Raw genomic sequence first — 19,600 nt, forward strand, 5'->3', positions numbered from 1 at the left:
TGGCAACCTATGCTGCACCGCACTCCCCGGAGGAAAAAATGTCTCGTTTTGTCTCGCTCGCCATCGCACTTGCTTCCACCACGCTGCTTCTGCCCGCGACGGCGGCCAGCGCGCAGGGCGGGGGCTATTATAATGCAACCCCTGTGACCGCGCCGGCCAAGCCGAACGTCATCACCAATGGCATGATGTGGAAGTGCGGTGAGACCGCATGCACCGCCGCCAAGGGTTCGGCACGCGACACGATTGTGTGCGAACTCGTCGTCAAGCGCGTCGGTCAGCTCAGCACTTTCACCGCCAATGGCGCGGCATTCGATGCCGATGCGTTGGCTAAATGCAACTCCCGCGCCAAATAATCGGCGCTGGACCTAGAATTTGTTGCAAAGCAGCAGCACCCGGCCCCATCTTGGCCGGGTGCTGCGCCAATATGAACTTGTCGATCGCGTCCTGAGCTACGATCCCGACGCCAATGAGGCGTTGCTCAACCGCGCCTATGTCTTCTCGGTCAACGCGCACGGCACGCAGAAGCGCGCCTCGGGCGACCCCTATTTCAGCCATCCGATCGAGGTGGCCGGCATCCTGACCGAGCTCCATCTCGACGATGAGACGATCGCTACCGCGATCCTCCATGATACGGTCGAGGACACCGTCGCCACGATCGAGGAGATCGAGAAGCTGTTCGGCCCGGCGGTCGCGCGGCTGGTCGACGGCGTCACCAAGCTCTCGCGGATCGAGGCGCAGACCGAGAATGAGCGCGCGGCGGAGAATCTTCGCAAGTTCCTGCTCGCCATGTCGGACGACATCCGCGTGCTGCTGGTCAAGCTCGCGGACCGCTTGCACAATATGCGCACGCTCCATCACATCGCCAATCCGGACAAGCGCCGCCGGATCGCAAAGGAGACGATGGACATCTATGCGCCGCTCGCGGAGCGGATCGGCATGTATGAATTCATGAAGGAGATGCAGACGCTCGCCTTCGCCCAGCTCGAACCCGAAGCCTATCAATCGATCGATCGCCGCCTTTCGCAACTGAAGGAAGGCGGCGGGGATCGCATCGCCAAGATCGGATCGGGGCTGAAGCTCCTGCTCTCGCGCCATGGCGTCGAGGCGGATGTGTCGGGTCGCGAAAAACATCCCTTTTCGATCTGGAAGAAGATGGCCGAACGGCACATCAGCTTCGAACAGCTCTCCGACATCATGGCGTTCCGCGCGATCGTGCCGAGCGTCGAGGCGTGTTACGAGGCGCTCGGCGTGATCCATCGTCGCTGGCAAATGGTGCCGGGGCGCTTCAAGGACTATATCTCGACGCCGAAGCGCAACGGTTACCGCTCGCTCCATACGTCGGTGATCCATGCCGACAATACGCGTGTTGAAATCCAGATTCGTACCGAGGACATGCATGAAGAGGCCGAACTTGGCCTCGCCGCGCACTGGGCATACAAGCAGGACAAGGTGAAGCCGGAGACTCAGGTTACCTGGATCCGTGACCTGATCGAGATTCTCGACACGGCCGAATCGCCTGAAGAACTGCTCGAACATACCCGCATGGCGATGTACCAGGACCGCATCTTCGCTTTCACGCCGAAGGGCGAGTTGCATCAGCTGCCAAAGGGCGCGACGCCGATCGACTTCGCTTATGCCGTGCATACCGATCTCGGCGACCAGGCGGTCGGCGCGAAGATCAATGGCCGCGTCGTGCCGCTGCGCACCCAGATCGAGAATGGCGACCAGGTCCAAATTCTGCGCTCCAAGGCACAGGAGCCGCAGCCCAATTGGATGAACTTCGCTTTCACCGGCAAAGCGCGCGCCGCGATCCGTCGCCATCTGCGCCACAAGGAACGCGAGGAAACCCAGGCGCTGGGCCATAAAATCTATGATGAGATCGTCCAGCGTCTGCCCGCGCAGATCGCCGGCGACGCTTTGAAGGCTGCGCTCAAGCGGCTGAAGCTGGCCGACGAGCCCGCCTTGATGGAGGCGATCGCACGCCGCCGCATCACCGATGCCGAGGTGATGGAGGCGTTGATGCCCGGGTCGGCGGGGGCCGAGGCGATGCGCGAGCTGCCGCCGCAATCGAGCGCGATCTCGATCCGTGGCCTGACCCCCGGCGTGGCGTTCGACCTGGCCGAATGCTGCCATCCCGTGCCGGGCGACCGCATCGTCGGGCTACGCCGTCCCGACAAGGGGATCGAGGTCCATGCGATCGATTGCGAGAAACTTGTGTCGGGCGACGATGCCGACTGGGTCGATCTCGCCTGGGGCGACAAGACGGAGGGCGCGATCGGGCGCATCCTGGTCGAGGTCAAGAACGAGCCCGGCGCGCTCGGCACGATCGCGACGATCATTGGCGCGCAAAAGGCCAATATCGTCAATCTGCGGCTCGATAATCGCGACACCGGCTTCCACACCAATACCATCGATGTCGAGGTGCACGACGTGCAGCATTTGATGCGCGTGATCGCGGCGCTGCGTGCAGCAGACGCGGTCAGCACGGTCGAGCGAGTCTGATCACAGTGCTTGCCAGCGCTATCGGGTGCGGTAGGTTGGCGACACACTGATCGAAGGACCTCCTCATGGATCGCCGCAATTTTCTCGCCTCGGGTGGCGCTGCCGCCGCATTGACTCTGACGCCGGGCCTCGCATTCGCCGCCCGCGCGACCGCAAAACCCGCAGCAACGCCGGGGGACGCGGCGCTCGACAAGCTGTTCGAACGGATTTTCGACGAGAATCTGCTCCACTCGCCCGAAAACGCGACTCAATTGGGTCTCGACAAGGGTGCGCTGTCGAGCATGAAGTCGCGTCTCAACGACCGTTCGGCCGCGGAACAGACCGCCGATCTCGCCCGCACAAGCAAATCGATCGCGCGGATCGAGGCGGTCAAGCCCGCCACTCTCTCGCCCGCGGGCAAGCTCAATCGCGAGGTCGTGCTCTATTCGCTCAATAACCAGACCGTTGGACCGGCGAAATTCGGCGTCGGATCGGCAGTGCGGCCATTTACTATCACGCAGCAACAGGGCGCCTATTTCGAGCTGCCCGATTTCCTGAACTCGACGCATACGATCGCCACCGCGGCCGATGCCGATGCCTATTGCGCCCGGCTCGCGGCCTTTGCCGTCGCGCTCGACCAGGACAGCGATGTGCAGCGGAGCGAGGCGGCGCGCGGCATGCTTGCACCCGGCTTCTCGCTCGATCTCGCGCTCGGACAGCTCAAGGGTATGCGCGCGCCGGCGCCGGGCGAGCATAATCTGGTTGTTTCGGTGGTGAGTCGTGCCAGGGCAGCCGGGCTGACCGGCGATTGGGGCGCTCGCGCGACGTCGATCGTCGAGAGCAAAGTCTATCCCGCGCTCGACCGCCAGATCGCGCTGCTGGAGAAGCAGCGCCCGACCGCGAGCGATAAGGCCGGGATCTGGACCGTGCCGCACGGCGCGGAGCTTTACGCCGCCGCACTGGCGGGCGCGACGACGACCAATTTCACCCCTGACGAGGTTCACAAGCTCGGTCTTGAACAGGTCGCGCAAATCACGGCCGAGCTCGATACGATCCTCAAGGCGCAGGGCCTGACGCAAGGGTCGGTCGGCGCGCGGCTGACCGTGCTCAACAAGGATCCGGCGCAGCTTTATCCCGACAGCGCGGCCGGGCGCGTCGAGCTGATCGCTGGACTCAATGCCGGCCTGGCGGCGATGCAGGCGAAGCTGCCGCGCGACTTTATCGATCCGCCGACCGCGCCGCTCGAGATCCGCGCCGTGCCGACTGAGATCCAGGATGGCGCATCGAACGGTTATTACCGCCTCGCCGCGCTCGATGGTTCGCGCCCGGCAATCTATTTCATCAATCTGAAGAGCGTTGGCGACTGGCCCAAATATACCTTGCCCTCGCTGACCTATCATGAAGGCGTGCCGGGGCATCATCTGCAGCTCAGTACGGTTGCCGCGCTCAAGACGCCGTTGCTGCGCAAATTCTCCTTCTTCGGCGCCTATATTGAGGGCTGGGCACTTTATGCCGAGCAGCTTGCCGACGAACTGGGCGGCTATGCCGGGCCGATCGAACGTGCCGGCTATCTGCAGAGCTTCCTGTTCCGCGCCGCGCGCCTTGTCGTCGATACCGGCATCCATACCAAACGCTGGACGCGCGAGCAGGCGACCGATTATCTCGTCGAGACCGTCGGCTTCGCGCGCCCGCGCTCGCAACGCGAAGTCGAGCGTTACTGCACGATGCCGGGCCAGGCATGCAGCTATAAGCTCGGCCATATCAGCTGGCTGCGCGCGCGCGACAATGCGAAGAAGATCATGGGTGACAAGTTCGATGTGAAGCAATTCCATGAGGTGCTGCGCGACGGCGCCGTGCCGCTGACCATCCTGGAACGCCTGGTCGACGAGCGCGCCCGGGCACTCATCGCCTGAGCGTTTGTTTGAAAATGCGCCTGCAGGCGCATTTTCAAACCAGTTCCATACAAGTTGGCGATGACGCGCGCGTCGGTTCGCGGTAATGGCGGGTCATGAACCGTCCCGCTTTGTCCGTCGTCATCCCCTGCTACAATGAGGAATCCTGCCTCGACCTGCTCCATGCGCGCGTGTCAGCCGCCGCCCGCGCGGCAGTGGGCGAGGATTATGAGGTCATCTTCATCAATGACGGGTCGCGCGACGGCAGCTGGCCGGCGATGCAGCGCCTGGCCGCGGCCGATCCGCACCTCGTGGCGATCAACCTGTCGCGCAACCATGGGCATCAGCTCGCCCTGACCGCCGGGCTCGACCTGTGCGCCGGCGCGCAGATCCTGATCATCGACGCCGATTTGCAGGATCCGCCTGAACTGCTCGTCGAGATGCGCCGAACCATGGCCGCACAGGACGCCGATGTGGTCTATGCCGTGCGCCGCAAGCGTGAAGGCGAGACGGTGTTCAAGAAGATCACCGCGGCGATCTTCTATCGCATGCTCGACCGGCTGACCGATACGCCGATCCCGCTCGATACCGGTGATTTCCGGCTGATGAGCCGGCGCGCGCTCGACGCCTTTCTCTCCTTGCCCGAACAGGCGCGCTTCATTCGCGGTATGGTCGCATGGATCGGCTTTCGTCAGGTGCCATTCCTCTACGACCGTGCCGAGCGCCATGCCGGTGAGACCAATTATCCGCTCGGCAAAATGGTGCGTCTCGCGTTCGATGCAGTGACCGGTTTTTCGACTGCGCCGTTGCGTTTTGCCAGCCATGTCGGTCTCGCGCTCACCGGCCTGTCGCTGCTGCTGTTCGTGTATATCGCGATCGGCTTCATTTCCGGAACTGCGGTGCAGGGCTGGACCTCGACTATGCTGGTCGTGGTGTTGCTCGGTGCAGTGCAGATGTTCGTGCTCGGCATGATCGGCGAATATCTCGGTCGACTCTATGTCGAATCGAAACGCCGCCCGCTCTATCTCGTGTCGGACATCGCCGGGCCGGTAAAGGGTACGGCGACACTGGGCTATCGCGCTGAACCGCGCGCTGAGCCCGCTCCTAACCCGGCAGCAATAGCTGCCGTTCGCCCCGAATAGGCCTGGGTGCGCAGCTCAGGTCTTCGGTGCCGCCAAGGTGATGATCGATACTCCCGGCGACATCGGCACGCGCCCGACCAGATGGCGTTCCATCCGGAAGATCGTCTCGAACAATGAATTGACCGCCTTGGGTGGCGGCGAATCGTCGCTATCGTCACGGCCCGTCATCCGCCCGAGCAGCCTTGCCGCAGCGGCGAGTGGGAATAGCAGCGAATTGAAATAACCGAGCTTGCGCGGTTCCAGCCCGGCCTTGCGGATCGCGGCGGTCAGCGTCGCCTTGGAATAACGCCGATGGTGATGATTGACCACATCATGCGCGCTCCACAACCATTGGTGCGCGGGCACGGTGATCAGGATCTTGCCGCCCGGTTTCAGGCACGTCGCCATCGCCTTCAGTGCTGCGATATCGTCCTCGATATGCTCGACCACGTCGAGTACTGCGATCAGGTCATATGCGCCGCGCTCGACCCCGGGCAGGATCGGCAGCGGCGCCGCGCTGACCTCGCGCCCGAGCCTCAGGCTGGCGATGTCGCGCGCGGCCGGATCGATCTCGATAGCCTCGACCGTGCCGAAGCTCGCCAGCATCGGTAAATTATGTCCGGTGCCGCAACCGATTTCCAGAATCCGTGCGTTGCCAGGCACGCCAGCATAACGCGTGATATAGTCGTGCAGAATGTCGCGGCGCGCGGTGTACCACCAATGCGTCGAGTCATGTTCCGCCATGCGGTCGTAGACGATCCTATCCATGTCTTTTGGCCATCAGGCGAACACCAACCAGCGATTGAGAATGAAGGTAAAGACCGTCGCGAGCAGCACCGCCGGGAGCAAAGGCACCCAGGCCGGGTAACCGAGCAACGCAGTGCCGATCCAGGTGATGACCGCGTTCAGCGCCATGCCCGATGCCTGGACGCTGACGAATTTGGCCTGCTGTACCGCGCTGCTATCACGGCTATTATGACCCTTGAAGCTCCAGCGGCTATGCAGGAAGAAACCCGCGGTCACGGCAACGGCAAAGGCGAACGGTACCGCGTAGACCGCGTGCGCGCCGCGAAAAACCCAAGCCGTCAGCGGCAGATATACCGCCGAATAGATGACGGTCGAAATTCCCCCGGCAATGCCGAAGCGGATTAACTGGCCGAGCATGCCGCTCGTCCGCCACGTCTCCAATCGCCTGATAATCGCCGTCAACCCGTCTTGCCCTTTTACGCGGTCTTGCCCTTTACGCGCGCGCCGATAGAGCGGACACGCCCGTCCTCCGTTCGGACTGAGCTTGTCGAACGGCAGTAAGGGTGGCGCTGTAGAGCGCCAGTCCATTTTGGGGAAGCGGCTTTGAACGACGGTACGAAATCCGGCATGCCGCTCGGGCAAGAACTCGATCGCTATTGGCTGCGGCTGACGTTGATCGCGTGGGGCGTGTTGCTCGTCTGGTATGCGTTCGATCGCTGGTACGCGATCCATTGGCTGTCACTTGGCGACACCGACGACAATATGCGCCTGATGCAGGTCCGCGCCTTGCTCGACGGGCAGGGTTGGTACGATCTGCGCCAGTACCGGCTCAATCCGCCCGGTGGTTTCGACATTCATTGGAGCCGGATCGTCGACTTGCCGATCGCCGGCCTGATCCTGATCCTGCGTCCGTTTGTGGGTACGCCCGTCGCGGAACAGCTCGCTTGCGGTATCGCGCCTTTGTTGCCGCTGAGCATTGCGATGATCGGTCTCGCCGCGACGGTGCGACGGCTGGTCAGCCCGGTCGCCTGGCCGCTCTCGATCGTTTTCCTGATCGGCTGCACCGCAACGATGCTGATGTTTATGCCCGACCGCATCGACCATCATGGCTGGCAACTGGCGATGCTCAGCCTGACCGTTGCGGGCCTGGCCGACCCGAAAAAGATGCGCGGCGGCGCGCTGGTCGGCGTGGCGAGCGCGGTGTCGCTCAATATCGGCCTCGAATTGCTGCCCTATGCGGCGATGGCCGGCGCGATCATCACCTTGCGCTGGGTGTGGGACCGAAGCGAGGCGGCGCGCCTGTCGATCTATGGCCTGACGCTCGCCGGCGGCAGCGGAATCGGTTTCCTGCTCTTCGCCTCGAACGCCAATCAGGTGCTGCGCTGCGACGCGCTGACTCCGGTCTGGCTGAGTGTGATGGTGGTCGGCGGCGGGCTGTTGTTCGCGCTGGCGCGGCTTAGCCCGGAACAACGCTGGTTTCGCCTGACGCTGGCCCTGGTCGCCGGCGCGTTGATCGCGGGCGGCTTTGCGCTGCTCTTCCCGCAATGCCTTGGCCGTCCCGAACAAGTCTCGCCCGAACTGGCGCGAACCTGGCTCGACAATGTCCGCGAGGCGCGGCCGATCTACAAACATCCGTTTCGCATGGCATTCCCGATCGTCACCCTGCCGGTAATCGGCATTCTCGGCGCGGCGTTCGCGACCTGGCGTGCGCGGAACGACATCAGCATCAATGGCTGGGTACCGGTGCTGATGTTCTCGACGTTCGCCGGCCTGATGCTGTTGTGGCAGGCGCGCGCCGGCCCGGCGGCCCAGTTGCTCGCCGTGCCCGGTGCGGTCGCGCTGGCCTGGATCGTGCTCGGCTGGACGCTCAGCAACAATAATGTGCTGGTTCGCGTGCTCGGTACGGTTGTCGGGTTCATGGCGGTGTCGGGTATGTTCGCCGGCGCTGCGATCAAATATCTGCCGATCGACCGGCCTTCCCCGCGCACCAATGTGGTCAACCGCGCCAGCGGCCTGTGCATGACCGTGCCGGCGATGCAGCCGCTCAACCGTTATCCGGCGCAGACCATCTTCACCTTTGTCGATCTCGGTCCGCGGTTGATCGCGACGACGCATCACAATGCGGTCGCCGGACCCTATCATCGTAATGGCGACGCGATCCTCGACGTACAGCACGCCTTCTCGCGCAGCCCGGAAGAATTCCGCGCTATCGCCAAACGCCATGGCGCGACCTTGTTGCTGGTATGCCCGAACATGGCCGAATCGACGGTCTATCGTGCGCGCAATCCGGGCGGCTTCTACGACCAGCTTGCCACCGGCAAGGTTCCGGCCTGGCTCGAACCACTGCCGCTGCCGAAGAAATCGCCGTTCCGATTGTTCCGAATCAACTATGGAGCCGCTGCGGCAAAGCCTAAATCAGGCTGATCCGAATCCCGTCGATCACGAATTGCACCGCCAGCGCGGCCAGCAGCACGCCGAGCAGTCGGGTGATCACCGCTTCGATCTTCGCGCCGAGCACGCGCATGATCGGACCGGCGGCGAGCAAGGCGACCAGCGTCAGCGCCAGGATCGTCGCCAGCGCGCCGAGCACGACGAGCGTGCGTTCGATCCCCTCATTCTTGCTCATCAACAGCATGACCGACGCGATCGATCCCGGGCCGGCGATCATCGGCATCGCCATCGGGAAGATCGACACATCCTCGACCTCGGGTGTCGCGGCGACCTTGGCGGCACGGTCCTCGCGGCGTTCGGTGCGCTTCTCGAACACCATCTCCAGCGCGATCAGGAACAGCATGATACCGCCGGCGATGCGGAAGCTGGCAAGACTGATACCGAGCCCGCGCAGCAAATCCTCGCCGAACAGCGCGAAGACGAGCAGGATTGCTGCGGCGACCAGCACCGCGCGAACCGCCATCGCGCGGCGGTGGACGGAATCGGCGCCGGCCGACAGCCCGGCATAGATCGGCGCGCAGCCCGGCGGATCGATCACCACGAAAAAGGTGATCAGCGAAGAAACGAAAAGTTCGATCATTGCGGTGCGGCGATCTTGTCGTCGATCACGGTGGTCAGCGCTTTACCGTCCCAGATCGCCGCCCAGAATTGCCGCGCGCCGTTCGACGACACATGCCAGCGATAGACGACCGTACCGTCAGCCGAGGCGGCCGCTGCGCTTGGTCCTTCGCGATAGGCGATCGTCGGCGGCTTGGCCGGCGTTCCCGAACAGGATGCGGTGTGAATCGCTGGCATCGCCGGTCTGGGCCGTGCGGTGGTCAGACCGTCACCGCCATCGACGATCCATTTCCAATTGCCGTCGGGCTGCTTGATCCACACAGTCGAGAAATACCCGTTTGCGCCGTCCGGGCGTTGCCAGCCGCCGGTATTGACCGCGAACGATCCGTCACATGAGACATAACTCTCGGTCGGCCACCAATCGATCGCCTTGGGCGGGTCCTTGCGATCCTTGAGGAATTCCTGCGCCTTCACCACCTGAGGAGCGAACATCACCGCATCGTCGGTCGCGTGGCGTCGGAACGCGGTCCATTGCCCATCGCTTTGCGCCGCTGCGGCAAAGGCGCGTTCGGCATCGGCTGCCGTGACGGCCGGGGCGGCCGCAGCGAGTAACAGCGCGGCGAGCATCACAACGCACCCTTGTCATAGGGCACTTGCGCACGGCGATGCGCGGACACCAATGTGTTGCGCAGCAGCACCGCGATGGTCATCGGTCCGACCCCGCCGGGCACCGGCGTGATCGCGCCTGCGACGCTCGCCGCACCGGCAAAATCGACGTCGCCGACCAGTCCGTCCGCAGTGCGGTTGATGCCGACATCGATCACCGTCGCGCCGGGCTTGATCCACTCGCCTTTGATCATCTGCGGCCGCCCGACCGCCGCGACGACGATATCCGCGCGGCGCACCACGCTGGACAGGTCGCGCGTCTTCGAATGTGCCACCGTCACGGTGCAACTTTCACCGATCAGCAATTGCGCCATCGGCTTGCCGACGATGTTCGATCGGCCGATCACCACCGCGTCGAGCCCGGCGAGATCGCCGAGCCGGTCCTTGAGCAGCATCAGGCAACCAAGCGGCGTGCATGGCACGAAACCGTTCAGCCCGGTTGCAAGCCGTCCGGCATTGACCGGGTGGAAACCGTCGACATCCTTGTCGGGGTCGATTCGCGTGGTCACCAGACGTTCGTCGATATGACCCGGCAGCGGCAACTGGACCAGGATCCCGTCGACCGCCGGATCATTATTGAGCGTATCGACCAGTGCGAGCAAGTCGGCTTGCGACACATCGGCGGGCAGGCGGTGTTCGAAGCTCTCCATCCCCGCGGCACGCGTCGCCTTGCCCTTCGACCGGACATAGACGGCGGAGGCCGGATCCTCACCGATCAGGACCACGGCGAGCCCAGGCGCGCGGCCGGCGGCGGCGCGGAATTCCGCGACCTGAAGGGCGATGCGCCCGCGAAGGGCCTCGGCGAATGCCTTGCCGTCGATGATCTCTGCGCTCATGCCTCGGCCCCATAGAGTGCGGCGGCGATTCCCGCCAGCGTAGCGACGTCGCCCGTGATATGCAGCCGCTTCAGCCTCGCGGTGTCGCCGGCGATCAGGGTCACCGCGCGTTTTGGCACATCGAAGGCTTTGGCCACCAGCGGCGCCAGCGCCGCATTGGCCGCGCCTTCGACCGGCGGCGCGGTCAGCCGAGCGACGAAATGATCGGCCGTACCGGCGGCAAAATCTTCACGCGACGATCGCGGCGTGACGCGAACCGCGATGTCGATCCCGTCGCCGCGTTCGATCCAGGCGGGCAATCAGACCGCCGATGGTGCCAATAGCTGATATTCGAGCGCGGGGATCACATTGTTCATCAGGAGGAAGAGGATCAGCAGCACGACCAGCGGCGACAAGTCGAGCGCGCCGAAATCCGGCAGGATGCGCCGGATCGGCCGGTACAGCGGTTCGGTCATGCGCTTCAGCGCTTCCCAGATCGTGCGGACCGTGTCGTTATAGGTGTTGATGACGTTGAAGGCGATCAGCCAGGACAGGATCGCCTGAATGATGATGATCCACCAGACGACGTTAAGCAGCACCTTTACGATACCGAGAATGAAGATCAAATCTGCTCTCCGCTGAGCGTTGATGTGCACCGATAGCGGAAAGCGGGTGTCCTGAACAAGAGCACCCGGTTCGATCGTTACGCGGTCGCAAGGGCTCGCGACATTCCTAGTACGGGCCGCGCGGGACGTAGTGGCTCGGCGACCCTGACCACGGCCAGATGCGTGCGCCGAGCGGCACCCGCCGGCCCGCACGGCAGCGGTTCGGCCCGGCGCAGCTTGGCGATCGCGCGGCGGTCGAGGCTGGCATCGCCCGAGCCTTGCACGACGCGGATATCGGCGATCGCGCCGCCCGCATCGACACTGAAGGCAAGCGTCGTCGCGCCGCTGCGATAGGCGACGCCTGGCGAGACCGGGTCGGGTGCCGTGGCGCGATCGATTGCGGTGCCGAGGGCTGCGATCCAGCGCGCCTCGTCGAAGCTGTGGGTATGGGTCATCGCCGTTTCCTTCGCTTTGCCGGATTTCGGCTTAGCGCGACGATGTTAAGCTGACGCGACACTGGTGTGACGGCCGTGACACGAAAGCGTCACGGGACTGACACGGATCGTCCGGTGATCAGCCGCAGGGACGCACGGATTTCGTCAGACGCCTTTCCATGTCCCGTCGGCACCCTTGGCGAGTTCGACGACGAAGGTCTGTTTGGTGGCTTCGGTCGCGCCGGGCATGATGATCGAGACATTGACGGCGCATGCCTGGCGATCCGGCTTGGTGTTATTGCACAGTCCGCTTTTCGAGATGGTCGCACCGGCCACCGCCGCCTCAAGCGCTTTTTTCGCCGCCGGATCACCGGCGTCGGGGCCGAGATTGTCCAGCATCTGCTGACGCGCGACTTTCTCGATATCCCCCGCACCGGGTCCATTAAGCATGCTGCATCCGGCGAGCAACGCGGCCGCAGCGATCGAGGTGGCGAGCGATTCGAGACGATGCATGACGTTCTCCTGTTGCAGCGCGTGGGTTGCCGCGCCTGAAGCGAACGTCAGCGGTGGACCAGGGTTCCCGCGCCCTGACGGGTGAAGATCTCGAGCAGCATCGCGTGCGGGACACGTCCATCGAGGATGACCGCCGCGTCGACCCCGCCCTCGACCGCGGCGACGCAGGTTTCGAGCTTTGGGATCATGCCGCCGCTGATCGTGCCATCGGCGCGCAGTTTGGCGATCGCCGCCGGATCGAGGTCGGTGAGCAACTCGCCCTGCTTGTCGAGCACGCCCGCGACATCGGTCAGCAGGAACAGCCGGGACGCACCCATCGCGGCGGCGACCGCGCCGGCCATCGTGTCGGCGTTGATGTTGTAGGTATGGCCGTCATCGCCGATCGCGATCGGCGCGACCACCGGGATGACGCCTGCCGCGCTCAACGTATCGATGATCGAGCGATCGACCGAGACCGGCTCGCCGACGAAACCGAGATCGACCACCCGCTCGATATTGCTGTCCGGGTCGCGCTTGGTCCGCTCGACCTTTTTCGCGCGCACGAAGCTTGCGTCCTTGCCCGAAATGCCCACCGCGCGACCTCCGGCCTGACCGATCCACGCGACCAGTTCCTTGTTGATCGCGCCCGACAGGACCATTTCCGCGACTTGCGCGGTTTGTGCATCGGTTACGCGCAAGCCGTCGATAAAGCTCGATTCGACCCCGAGTTTCTTGAGCATCGCGCCGATCTGCGGCCCGCCGCCATGCACCACGACCGGGTTGATCCCGACCGCCTTCATCAGCACCACATCTTCGGCGAAATCGCGCGCCAGCTCCGGATCGCCCATTGCATGGCCGCCATATTTCACCACGAAAGTCGCCCCGGCATAGCGCTGCATATAGGGCAGCGCTTCGGTCAGCGTTTCGGCTTTGGCGAGCAAAGCGGGGTCTGGCGAATGATCGGTCATGGGCGACCCCCTACAAAGTTCCGCACGCGCTGAGTAGGGGTTGCGCGATTCAGGACGAACGGAAGGTGGATGAACCACCGTCCAGCCACCGCCCGATCGCAACCGCGAGATAGATCAGCGGCGGGACCAGCACGGCGGACAGCGTGACCTTGGCCAGCATCTGACCGATCAGCAATTCGCCGATCGGAAAGACGCCGAGAAAGGCGATGGAGATGAACAGCAACGTATCGACGATCTGCGACAATACCCCCGCGATCGCGGCACGCAGCCAGAGCAGCTTGCCGCCTTCACGTCTGAGCCAACTGAACAGCGTCACGTTCAACGTCTGTGAGACGCCATAAGCGACGATTCCGGCAATCCAGATGCGGATCGTTCCGCCCAGCACGAGTTGAAATCCGTCCCGTATTGCCGGGTTCATGCCGGGAGAAGCTGGCAAATGCAGGACGATCTCGAGCAGCGCGATCGATCCGAGCAGAGGCACGAATCCGAAGCGGACGAGCGTGTTGGCGGTGGTCGGTCCATGCAGTTCGGCGACCGCACTCGATACGACGACCAGCAACAGGAAGGCGAAAATCCCCGCTTCGACCGCCAGCGGCCCCTGTCCGAACAACGGCCCGATCGCTGAAATCGGGCCGAGCGAGACCTGCTTCGAGCCGAGCACTCCGGCGATGCAGACCATGCCGCCATAGAAGATCGAAAAGGCGAAGAGCGAACGCGGGATCGCGGGACTGGGTTGGTTCATGGCCGCGACGCTAATGGCTTGCGCCGTTGCGTCAATCCGGCAGGTGAAGGGCGGGCGCGGGGGGTGGGGCGCAATTTCCTTGCACAACTTCTCCTTATGCTGCGAAGCTGGGGTAAATTGGGGGCGTGGCAAACGCCGGCGGGGTTAATCGATGAACAAGTTTCTGATCGGTCTGGCGGGGATCGCCGTCATTCTCGGTATTGCGGTGTTGCTGTCGAACAATCGTCGCGCGATCCGCCTGCGCGTGGTCGGCGCTGCCTTCGCGCTGCAGGCCGGTATCGCTGTGCTGGTGCTCTATGTGCCCGCCGGCAAGCATATCCTGCAATTCCTGTCGGGCGGCGTCGCCAATTTGCTGGGTTATGCCAAAGCCGGCACCGATTTCCTCTTCGGGTCGCTTGCGAGCAACCCGCTGGGGCAGAATTTCGCGATCCAGGCACTGCCGGTGATCATCTTCTTCGCCAGCCTTGTCTCGATCCTCTATTATCTCGGCATCATGCAATTGATCGTGCGCTGGCTCGGTGGCGCGATCGAATGGGTGATCGGCGTGTCGAAGGTCGAATCGCTCTGCGCGGCGGCCAACATCTTTGTCGGCCAGAGCGAATCGCCGCTCGTCATCCGCCCCTATCTCGCCGGCCTGACCCCGCCGCAGCTGTTCACCGTGATGACCAGCGGCATGGCTGGCGTCGCCGGCACGATCCTCGCCGCCTATGCCTCGATGGGCATTTCGATCGAATATCTTCTCGCCGCGAGTTTCATGGCTGCGCCGGGCGGTATTCTGATGGCCAAGATCATCATGCCCGATGTTCCCGCGACGGTTCAGGGCGAGCTGCCGCTCGGCGATCATCCCGAGAACCATATCAAGCTGTCCGAGGCCCGCGTCAGTGGCCAGGGTCCGGCCGCGCTCCTGCCCGAGGGGACGCCCGGCGAGCCGATGCCCGAGGCGAGCCATGACGAGGAAAAGCCTGCCAATATCATCATGGCAGCGGCGCAGGGCGCGCAAACCGGCGTCAGGCTGGCGGTCGCGGTCGGCGCGATGGTGCTGGCGTTCGTCGCGCTGGTTGCGCTCGCCAATGGCATCCTTGGCGGCATCGGCCATTGGTTCGGCGTGGAGAATCTGAGCTTCCAGGGCTTGCTCGGTTATGTCTTCGCGCCGATCATGTTCCTGCTCAACGTGCCGTGGAACGAGGCTGGAGCGGCTGGCGGCCTGTTCGGGCAGAAGATCGTGCTCAACGAATTCGTCGCCTATATCGACCTCGGAAAACAGGTTGCCGTGCTGAGCCCGCGCACCGTCGCTGTGGTCACCTTCGCACTGTGCGGCTTCGCCAATTTCTCCTCGATCGCGATCCAGATGGCGGTCACCGGCAGCCTCGCCCCCAACCAGCGTCCGATGATCGCCAAGCTCGGCCTGCGCGCGCTGGCCGCGGGCAGCCTGGCCAACCTGATGTCGGCGGCGCTGGCCGGGTTACTGATCTCCTGAGCGAGCCGATGCACTGAGGTCACCTGTTCCGGGTCGAAGAAAAGCGACCTTTCGGCAAGCTCGGGGCGAATCGGGGGGGCAGGTTCGGTCCGAGTGGCGGCGCCGATTCAAGACCGGGGCCGATTGTTGCAGCATGCAAGCGAACGGAAGACCATCGGCATTTCCGTTCCGCTCTTTCTCATCATTGAAATTATTCAGCTGCGTCGGGCACGCTGTTCCGGCTCATAACAGCATGCTGTTCCGTGCTGTTATCATGCTGTTCCACTGCTGTTATTCGATAACAGCGGTATAGGCATCAACCCTTTGGAAAACGGTCGGAAAATTGGACCAGTCCGGCCGATTAACAGCATGGAAATATTTATGTCGAAATAACAGCCGGAACAGCATGCGGATCGCGCCGAAACCGAGCCCGCGCGGCAAGGCTTGGTTCGTCACATTTCGAGATCGAGTTGCGGTGTTGTATGTTCGTCCGTGTCGAAGGTCGACAGCGTGACCCCGATCAACCGGATGCCGGCGCGCAGCGGAAACAGCGTGCGCACCAGCGAGAGCGAGACATCGTACAGCGTCTCCTTGTCCGCCACCGGTGACGCGCGGGTCCGGCTGCGCGTGACCTGGCGGAAATCGGCATAGCGCGCCTTGACTGTGACGGTACGGCCGCGACCGCCCGATTTTTCGCACCATGCCCAGACATCGTCGGCCATCGCGCGCACCCCTGCTTCGACCTCTTCGGGCTCGATCAGATCGACTTCATAGGTCGTCTCCGATCCTGATGATTTGCGCGGCCGGTCGGGCGTCACCTGTCGTTCGTCTTCGCCACGTGAAATGGCATGGTACCAAGTGCCGGCCTTGCCGAAATGGGCCTGGAGGAATTGCAGGTCGCGTGTCCGCAGATCTGCGCCGGTGACGATGCCGAGCTTGTTCATCCGTTCCGCTGTCTTCGGTCCGATACCATGGAAGCGGCCGACCGGCAGTGCAGTGACGAATTCCAGGCCCGCGCCGGGCGGGATGACGCACTGGCCATTGGGTTTGTTCTGGTCCGACGCGAGCTTGGCGAGGAATTTGTTGTACGAAATGCCCGCCGACGCGGTCAGCCCGGTCGTCTCGAGAATGCGCGCCCGAATCTCCAACGCCGTCTCGGTCGCTGAAGAAAGGCCGCGCAGATTCTCGGTGACGTCGAGATAGGCTTCATCGAGCGACAGCGGTTCGACCAGCGGGGTATAGTCATGGAAGATTGCGCGGATCTGCGCGGACACCGCGCGATACACCTCGAAGCGCGGCGGCACGAACACCAGGTCGGGGCAGCGCCTGAGCGCGGTGACCGACGGCATCGCCGACCGCACGCCGAAGGTGCGCGCCTCGTAACTCGCCGCCGCGACCACGCCACGCCCGCTCGACCCACCAACCGCAAGCGGGCGCCCACGCAGGTCGGGATTGTCGCGCTGTTCCACCGACGCATAGAATGCGTCCATATCGACATGGATGATCTTGCGGGTCACGGTGCGGCGCTTTTGCCAGCAGCGCACGAGGATGACCACATCTCCGTGCCGCAGAGTCTTCGATCGTTGGTTTGCGGCTCGGTGGACCCCGGCATAAGGCCGGGGCGACGATGTTTGTCTATTCGTCCTGTACGATCGCGCCGATCTTCACCTCGCCTAGCGTCAGCCAATCCGCCATGCGCCGCAACTCGATCCCGAGCCGTTCCAGCGTTTCGGCCGGCGCGCCACGCTCTACCGTTACCCGGTGTGCGAGCAGCTTGCCCGCCTGACGGTCCGACTTCACATCGACCCGTGCGACGATCCGGTCGTCGAGCAGGAAAGGCAGGACGTAATAGCCGTGCCGGCGCTTCTCGGCCGGCACATAGATCTCGATGCGGTAATGGAAATCGAACAGCCGCTCGGTTCGGGCGCGCTCCCAGATCAGCGGATCGAACGGCGCGAGCAAGGCCGCGCCGGTGATGCGCCGCGGTCGCCGCGCATCGCGGTGGAGATACCCGGTCTTGCCCCATCCCGTCACCACGACCGGTACGAGTACGCCCTCTTCGACCAGCGCCGTCACGCTGGCCCGCGCCGCTTCGGGCTTGAGCCGGAAATAATCACGCAGATCGGTTTCGGTCGCGACGCCCAAGGTGCGGGCGGAGCGTTCGATCAGCGCACGATACGCGTCGTCATCGCTTGGCGTCGGCACCGCCATGATAGCCGCCGGGATGACCCGCTCGGTCAGGTCATAGACTCGTTCGAAACTGCCGCGCCGCGTCGCCGTAGTGATGTGCCCGGCGCGGAACAGCCATTCCAGCGCCTGTTTGGTATCGCCCCATTCCCACCAGCCGCTGCGACTCTTGCCTTCCTCGAAATCGGACGCGGCCATCGGCCCATCGCTGCGGATACGTTCCAGGATCAGTTCGGCCTCGCCGCGCCGTTCGGTCGCGAAGCGCCTGAGACTGGTCCAGCCACCCTCGCCGCGATCGGCCTGCGTCATGCGCCAGCGCAGCAGCGGTTGCAGCGCCATCGGCAGCAGCGACGCCTCATGCGCCCAATATTCGAACAGGCGCCGCTCGCGCTTCGGGCCCCAGGCGGCGCGATCGATCAGCGTCCGATCATAGGCGCCGAGCCGCGAAAAGGCCGGCAGATAATGCGCTCGCACCGCGACATTGACGCTGTCGATCTGATGCAACGACAAGGTCTCGATGGTGCGGCGCAGTTGCGCGTTGCCGACCGTTGCGGGCAAAATCGCGCCGAAACCCTGTGCCGCCAGCGCGATGCGCCGCGCCTGTGCGATCGTCAGCTTTTCGGTCAGGAGCCGCGCTCCTCGCGATCGACGGCGCGCGCGTAATTTTGCGCGGCCTCACGCTCGCGCTGGTCCTTGAACGCGATCGCCGGATCGGGCGCCTCGCCCAGCCCGTGCAGCAGCACCCAAAGCGCGAAACGACGACTCGATTCGCGCTCGGTGCCGAAGTCGATCCGCAGCCGTTCCAGGCCGGATTCGATCGCGGCATCATCCAGCGTCTCGATCGCCTCGGTCCCGAAATAATGATAAAGCAGCGCGTCGAGATCCAAGGCAGCTTCCTATGAAGGTGTCGGTGATAGCCCCCACGTCTAGCCTGTTATCGGGCATGGCGGCATGGCTAAATTCAGTGCGTCAGATCTCTTCCGAACCTTGCGCCTGCTCGAGAAGCCAGTGACGAAGGGCCATGACCGACGGGCGGAGATCAGCCGCAGCCGGCGTGACGAGATAATAAGCAAGCCCTTCTAGCAGCGCCGGATCGGCAAGCTTGACCAGCCGACCGTCGCGAATATCCGGTTCAGCCAGCGCGGCAGGCAGCAGCCCGGCCCCCTGTCCCGACAAGATCGCCATGCGCAACAACCCGACATCGTCGAACGATGCGCCGCGCGCTGTTCCCGCCAGCCCGTGGTGAATGAACCATAATGGCCACCCGCCCCGATCGGCGCCATGCACTTTCGGCCAGTCCAGCAGGTCGGCGGCACCGCTTGGCGATCCGAGCCGGGTGACGAGATCGGGGCTGGCGACCGGCACGACCATTGGTGCGATCAGCAGGTCGCTGATCATGTCGCGATACCCGCCGAGACCGTGCCGGATCGCGACATCGGCTTCACCTGCGGCGAGATTGGCGAGCCCTGTCGTCGCCATCACGCGCAAGTCGATCGCCGGATACCGCGCATGAAAATCGCCGAGGCGCGGGACCAGCCATGTCTCCGCGAAGAATGGCGTGACGCTCACCGTCAGCATGCCGCTATCGGTACCGCTGCGCACCCGTTCCGTCGCTTCGGCCATCAGGCGAAACGCATTGCGTATCGCCGGCAGCAGCGATTGCCCGGCAGCACTGAGATAGAGTGCGCGGTTGGCGCGCCGGAACAGGGATACGCCGAGCTCCTCTTCAAGGCCGCGCAGTTGCTGGCTGACCGCGCTGGGCGTCACGCACAATTCCTCCGCAGCATGTTTCATCGACAAATGTCGCGCCACTGCATCGAAGGTGCGCAATCCATTCAGTGCAGGCAATCGCATTAGAATAACTTAATCATTGAAGTTAGTGATGATCGTTTGTGCGCTGGATCATACACCCACAAAAGATGCCAAACAATGGCGATAGCGCTCAAGGTCTCAACATAATTCGATAAAGAAAAGCTATCGCGATC

At 63.7% G+C, this 19,600-nt stretch carries 21 protein-coding genes; 6 read left to right on the top strand and 15 right to left on the bottom strand.

Annotated features, from left to right (window positions below; genetic code table 11):
* The first annotated feature begins 38 nt into the window (after positions 1–38).
* From G4G27_RS20280 to G4G27_RS20295, 4 genes are all read left to right on the top strand, one after another.
* Positions 39–353 carry a hypothetical protein gene (locus G4G27_RS20280; protein ID WP_183110311.1) on the top strand — a complete coding sequence of 105 codons (315 nt, stop codon included), beginning with the start codon at positions 39–41 and terminating at the stop codon, positions 351–353.
* 58 nt (positions 354–411) lie between these two features.
* Positions 412–2,502: a bifunctional (p)ppGpp synthetase/guanosine-3',5'-bis(diphosphate) 3'-pyrophosphohydrolase gene (locus tag G4G27_RS20285; RefSeq protein ID WP_183113928.1), complete on the top strand. Its 2,091-nt coding sequence runs from the start codon at positions 412–414 to the stop codon at positions 2,500–2,502.
* Between the two features lie 65 nt (positions 2,503–2,567).
* A complete protein-coding gene (locus G4G27_RS20290; RefSeq protein WP_183110312.1) occupies positions 2,568–4,394 on the top strand; it encodes a DUF885 family protein in 1,827 nt (608 codons plus the stop codon).
* 95 nt (positions 4,395–4,489) lie between these two features.
* Positions 4,490–5,515 (top strand): glycosyltransferase family 2 protein, encoded by a 1,026-nt coding sequence (locus tag G4G27_RS20295; RefSeq protein ID WP_183110313.1) that lies wholly within the window; start codon positions 4,490–4,492, stop codon positions 5,513–5,515.
* A 15-nt stretch (positions 5,516–5,530) separates the two neighbouring features.
* On the opposite strand, the gene G4G27_RS20300 is transcribed toward G4G27_RS20295, so the two are convergent.
* Both G4G27_RS20300 and G4G27_RS20305 read right to left on the bottom strand, forming a co-directional pair.
* Complete coding sequence (locus G4G27_RS20300; protein WP_183110314.1) at positions 5,531–6,262, bottom strand: class I SAM-dependent methyltransferase; 732 nt, start codon at positions 6,260–6,262, stop codon at positions 5,531–5,533.
* A 12-nt stretch (positions 6,263–6,274) separates the two neighbouring features.
* The gene (locus tag G4G27_RS20305; protein WP_183110315.1) at positions 6,275–6,658 is read right to left on the bottom strand and encodes a GtrA family protein; all 384 of its coding nucleotides are present in this window, start codon (positions 6,656–6,658) and stop codon (positions 6,275–6,277) included.
* Between the two features lie 210 nt (positions 6,659–6,868).
* On the opposite strand from G4G27_RS20305, the gene G4G27_RS20310 reads away from it, so the two are divergent.
* A complete protein-coding gene (locus G4G27_RS20310; RefSeq protein WP_183110316.1) occupies positions 6,869–8,665 on the top strand; it encodes an AcrB/AcrD/AcrF family protein in 1,797 nt (598 codons plus the stop codon).
* Here G4G27_RS20310 and G4G27_RS20315 read toward each other — a convergent pair.
* The 9 genes from G4G27_RS20315 to G4G27_RS20355 all read right to left on the bottom strand — a co-directional run bounded on the left by G4G27_RS20315 (position 8,652) and on the right by G4G27_RS20355 (position 13,972).
* Positions 8,652–9,272 carry a MarC family protein gene (locus tag G4G27_RS20315; protein WP_183110317.1) on the bottom strand — a complete coding sequence of 207 codons (621 nt, stop codon included), beginning with the start codon at positions 9,270–9,272 and terminating at the stop codon, positions 8,652–8,654. The two genes, G4G27_RS20310 and G4G27_RS20315, sit on opposite strands and share 14 nt — an antisense overlap.
* The gene (locus tag G4G27_RS20320) at positions 9,269–9,877 is read right to left on the bottom strand and encodes a hypothetical protein (RefSeq protein ID WP_183113929.1); all 609 of its coding nucleotides are present in this window, start codon (positions 9,875–9,877) and stop codon (positions 9,269–9,271) included. The genes G4G27_RS20315 and G4G27_RS20320 overlap by 4 nt, the downstream gene beginning before the upstream one ends.
* Positions 9,877–10,752, bottom strand: coding sequence for a bifunctional methylenetetrahydrofolate dehydrogenase/methenyltetrahydrofolate cyclohydrolase FolD (folD, locus tag G4G27_RS20325; protein WP_183110318.1), 876 nt, complete (start codon positions 10,750–10,752; stop codon positions 9,877–9,879). The genes G4G27_RS20320 and folD overlap by 1 nt, the downstream gene beginning before the upstream one ends.
* A complete protein-coding gene (locus tag G4G27_RS20330; RefSeq protein WP_183110319.1) occupies positions 10,749–11,051 on the bottom strand; it encodes a DUF167 domain-containing protein in 303 nt (100 codons plus the stop codon). Before G4G27_RS20330 ends, folD begins: the two co-directional genes overlap by 4 nt.
* Positions 11,052–11,357 (bottom strand): YggT family protein, encoded by a 306-nt coding sequence (locus G4G27_RS20335; RefSeq protein ID WP_183110320.1) that lies wholly within the window; start codon positions 11,355–11,357, stop codon positions 11,052–11,054.
* Between the two features lie 77 nt (positions 11,358–11,434).
* Positions 11,435–11,791 (bottom strand): TonB family protein, encoded by a 357-nt coding sequence (locus G4G27_RS20340; RefSeq protein ID WP_183110321.1) that lies wholly within the window; start codon positions 11,789–11,791, stop codon positions 11,435–11,437.
* A 144-nt stretch (positions 11,792–11,935) separates the two neighbouring features.
* The gene (locus G4G27_RS20345) at positions 11,936–12,283 is read right to left on the bottom strand and encodes a hypothetical protein (RefSeq protein ID WP_183110322.1); all 348 of its coding nucleotides are present in this window, start codon (positions 12,281–12,283) and stop codon (positions 11,936–11,938) included.
* 47 nt (positions 12,284–12,330) lie between these two features.
* Positions 12,331–13,230, bottom strand: a complete 900-nt coding sequence (gene argB / locus G4G27_RS20350; protein ID WP_183110323.1) for an acetylglutamate kinase — start codon at positions 13,228–13,230, stop codon at positions 12,331–12,333.
* A gap of 49 nt (positions 13,231–13,279) precedes the next feature.
* Positions 13,280–13,972 carry a queuosine precursor transporter gene (locus G4G27_RS20355; protein ID WP_183110324.1) on the bottom strand — a complete coding sequence of 231 codons (693 nt, stop codon included), beginning with the start codon at positions 13,970–13,972 and terminating at the stop codon, positions 13,280–13,282.
* Between the two features lie 151 nt (positions 13,973–14,123).
* On the opposite strand from G4G27_RS20355, the gene G4G27_RS20360 reads away from it, so the two are divergent.
* On the top strand, positions 14,124–15,449 hold the full coding sequence (locus G4G27_RS20360) for a NupC/NupG family nucleoside CNT transporter (protein WP_183110325.1): 1,326 nt from the start codon (positions 14,124–14,126) through the stop codon (positions 15,447–15,449).
* Positions 15,450–15,880: 431 nt separating this feature from the next.
* Here G4G27_RS20360 and dinB read toward each other — a convergent pair whose 3' ends face one another.
* From dinB to G4G27_RS20380, 4 genes are all read right to left on the bottom strand, one after another.
* A complete protein-coding gene (gene dinB / locus G4G27_RS20365; RefSeq protein ID WP_183113930.1) occupies positions 15,881–16,918 on the bottom strand; it encodes a DNA polymerase IV in 1,038 nt (345 codons plus the stop codon).
* Positions 16,919–17,063: 145 nt separating this feature from the next.
* Entirely contained in the window at positions 17,064–18,173 is a 1,110-nt protein-coding gene (locus tag G4G27_RS20370) for a crosslink repair DNA glycosylase YcaQ family protein (protein WP_244624435.1), read from the bottom strand.
* Between the two features lie 65 nt (positions 18,174–18,238).
* Positions 18,239–18,502: a hypothetical protein gene (locus G4G27_RS20375; RefSeq protein ID WP_183110326.1), complete on the bottom strand. Its 264-nt coding sequence runs from the start codon at positions 18,500–18,502 to the stop codon at positions 18,239–18,241.
* An 82-nt stretch (positions 18,503–18,584) separates the two neighbouring features.
* Positions 18,585–19,409: a LysR substrate-binding domain-containing protein gene (locus G4G27_RS20380; RefSeq protein WP_244624436.1), complete on the bottom strand. Its 825-nt coding sequence runs from the start codon at positions 19,407–19,409 to the stop codon at positions 18,585–18,587.
* Positions 19,410–19,600: the final 191 nt, after the last annotated feature.

Source organism: Sphingomonas sp. So64.6b (assembly GCF_014171475.1).
GTDB lineage: Bacteria > Pseudomonadota > Alphaproteobacteria > Sphingomonadales > Sphingomonadaceae > Sphingomonas > Sphingomonas alpina_A.

What these genes read in the sequence shown, in the direction of transcription:
- G4G27_RS20340 (WP_183110321.1), bottom strand. Translation starts at nt 11,791, where the DNA reads ATGACCCATACCCACAGCTTCGACGAGGCGCGCTGGATCGCAGCCCTC.
- G4G27_RS20380 (WP_244624436.1), bottom strand. Translation starts at nt 19,409, where the DNA reads ATGAAACATGCTGCGGAGGAATTGTGCGTGACGCCCAGCGCGGTCAGC.
- G4G27_RS20345 (WP_183110322.1), bottom strand. Translation starts at nt 12,283, where the DNA reads ATGCATCGTCTCGAATCGCTCGCCACCTCGATCGCTGCGGCCGCGTTG.
- dinB (WP_183113930.1), bottom strand. Translation starts at nt 16,918, where the DNA reads ATGGACGCATTCTATGCGTCGGTGGAACAGCGCGACAATCCCGACCTG.
- G4G27_RS20280 (WP_183110311.1), top strand. Translation starts at nt 39, where the DNA reads ATGTCTCGTTTTGTCTCGCTCGCCATCGCACTTGCTTCCACCACGCTG.
- G4G27_RS20355 (WP_183110324.1), bottom strand. Translation starts at nt 13,972, where the DNA reads ATGAACCAACCCAGTCCCGCGATCCCGCGTTCGCTCTTCGCCTTTTCG.
- G4G27_RS20295 (WP_183110313.1), top strand. Translation starts at nt 4,490, where the DNA reads ATGAACCGTCCCGCTTTGTCCGTCGTCATCCCCTGCTACAATGAGGAA.
- G4G27_RS20300 (WP_183110314.1), bottom strand. Translation starts at nt 6,262, where the DNA reads ATGGATAGGATCGTCTACGACCGCATGGCGGAACATGACTCGACGCAT.
- argB (WP_183110323.1), bottom strand. Translation starts at nt 13,230, where the DNA reads ATGACCGATCATTCGCCAGACCCCGCTTTGCTCGCCAAAGCCGAAACG.
- G4G27_RS20305 (WP_183110315.1), bottom strand. Translation starts at nt 6,658, where the DNA reads ATGCTCGGCCAGTTAATCCGCTTCGGCATTGCCGGGGGAATTTCGACC.
- G4G27_RS20290 (WP_183110312.1), top strand. Translation starts at nt 2,568, where the DNA reads ATGGATCGCCGCAATTTTCTCGCCTCGGGTGGCGCTGCCGCCGCATTG.
- G4G27_RS20320 (WP_183113929.1), bottom strand. Translation starts at nt 9,877, where the DNA reads ATGCTCGCCGCGCTGTTACTCGCTGCGGCCGCCCCGGCCGTCACGGCA.
- G4G27_RS20360 (WP_183110325.1), top strand. Translation starts at nt 14,124, where the DNA reads ATGAACAAGTTTCTGATCGGTCTGGCGGGGATCGCCGTCATTCTCGGT.
- folD (WP_183110318.1), bottom strand. Translation starts at nt 10,752, where the DNA reads ATGAGCGCAGAGATCATCGACGGCAAGGCATTCGCCGAGGCCCTTCGC.
- G4G27_RS20310 (WP_183110316.1), top strand. Translation starts at nt 6,869, where the DNA reads ATGCCGCTCGGGCAAGAACTCGATCGCTATTGGCTGCGGCTGACGTTG.
- G4G27_RS20315 (WP_183110317.1), bottom strand. Translation starts at nt 9,272, where the DNA reads ATGATCGAACTTTTCGTTTCTTCGCTGATCACCTTTTTCGTGGTGATC.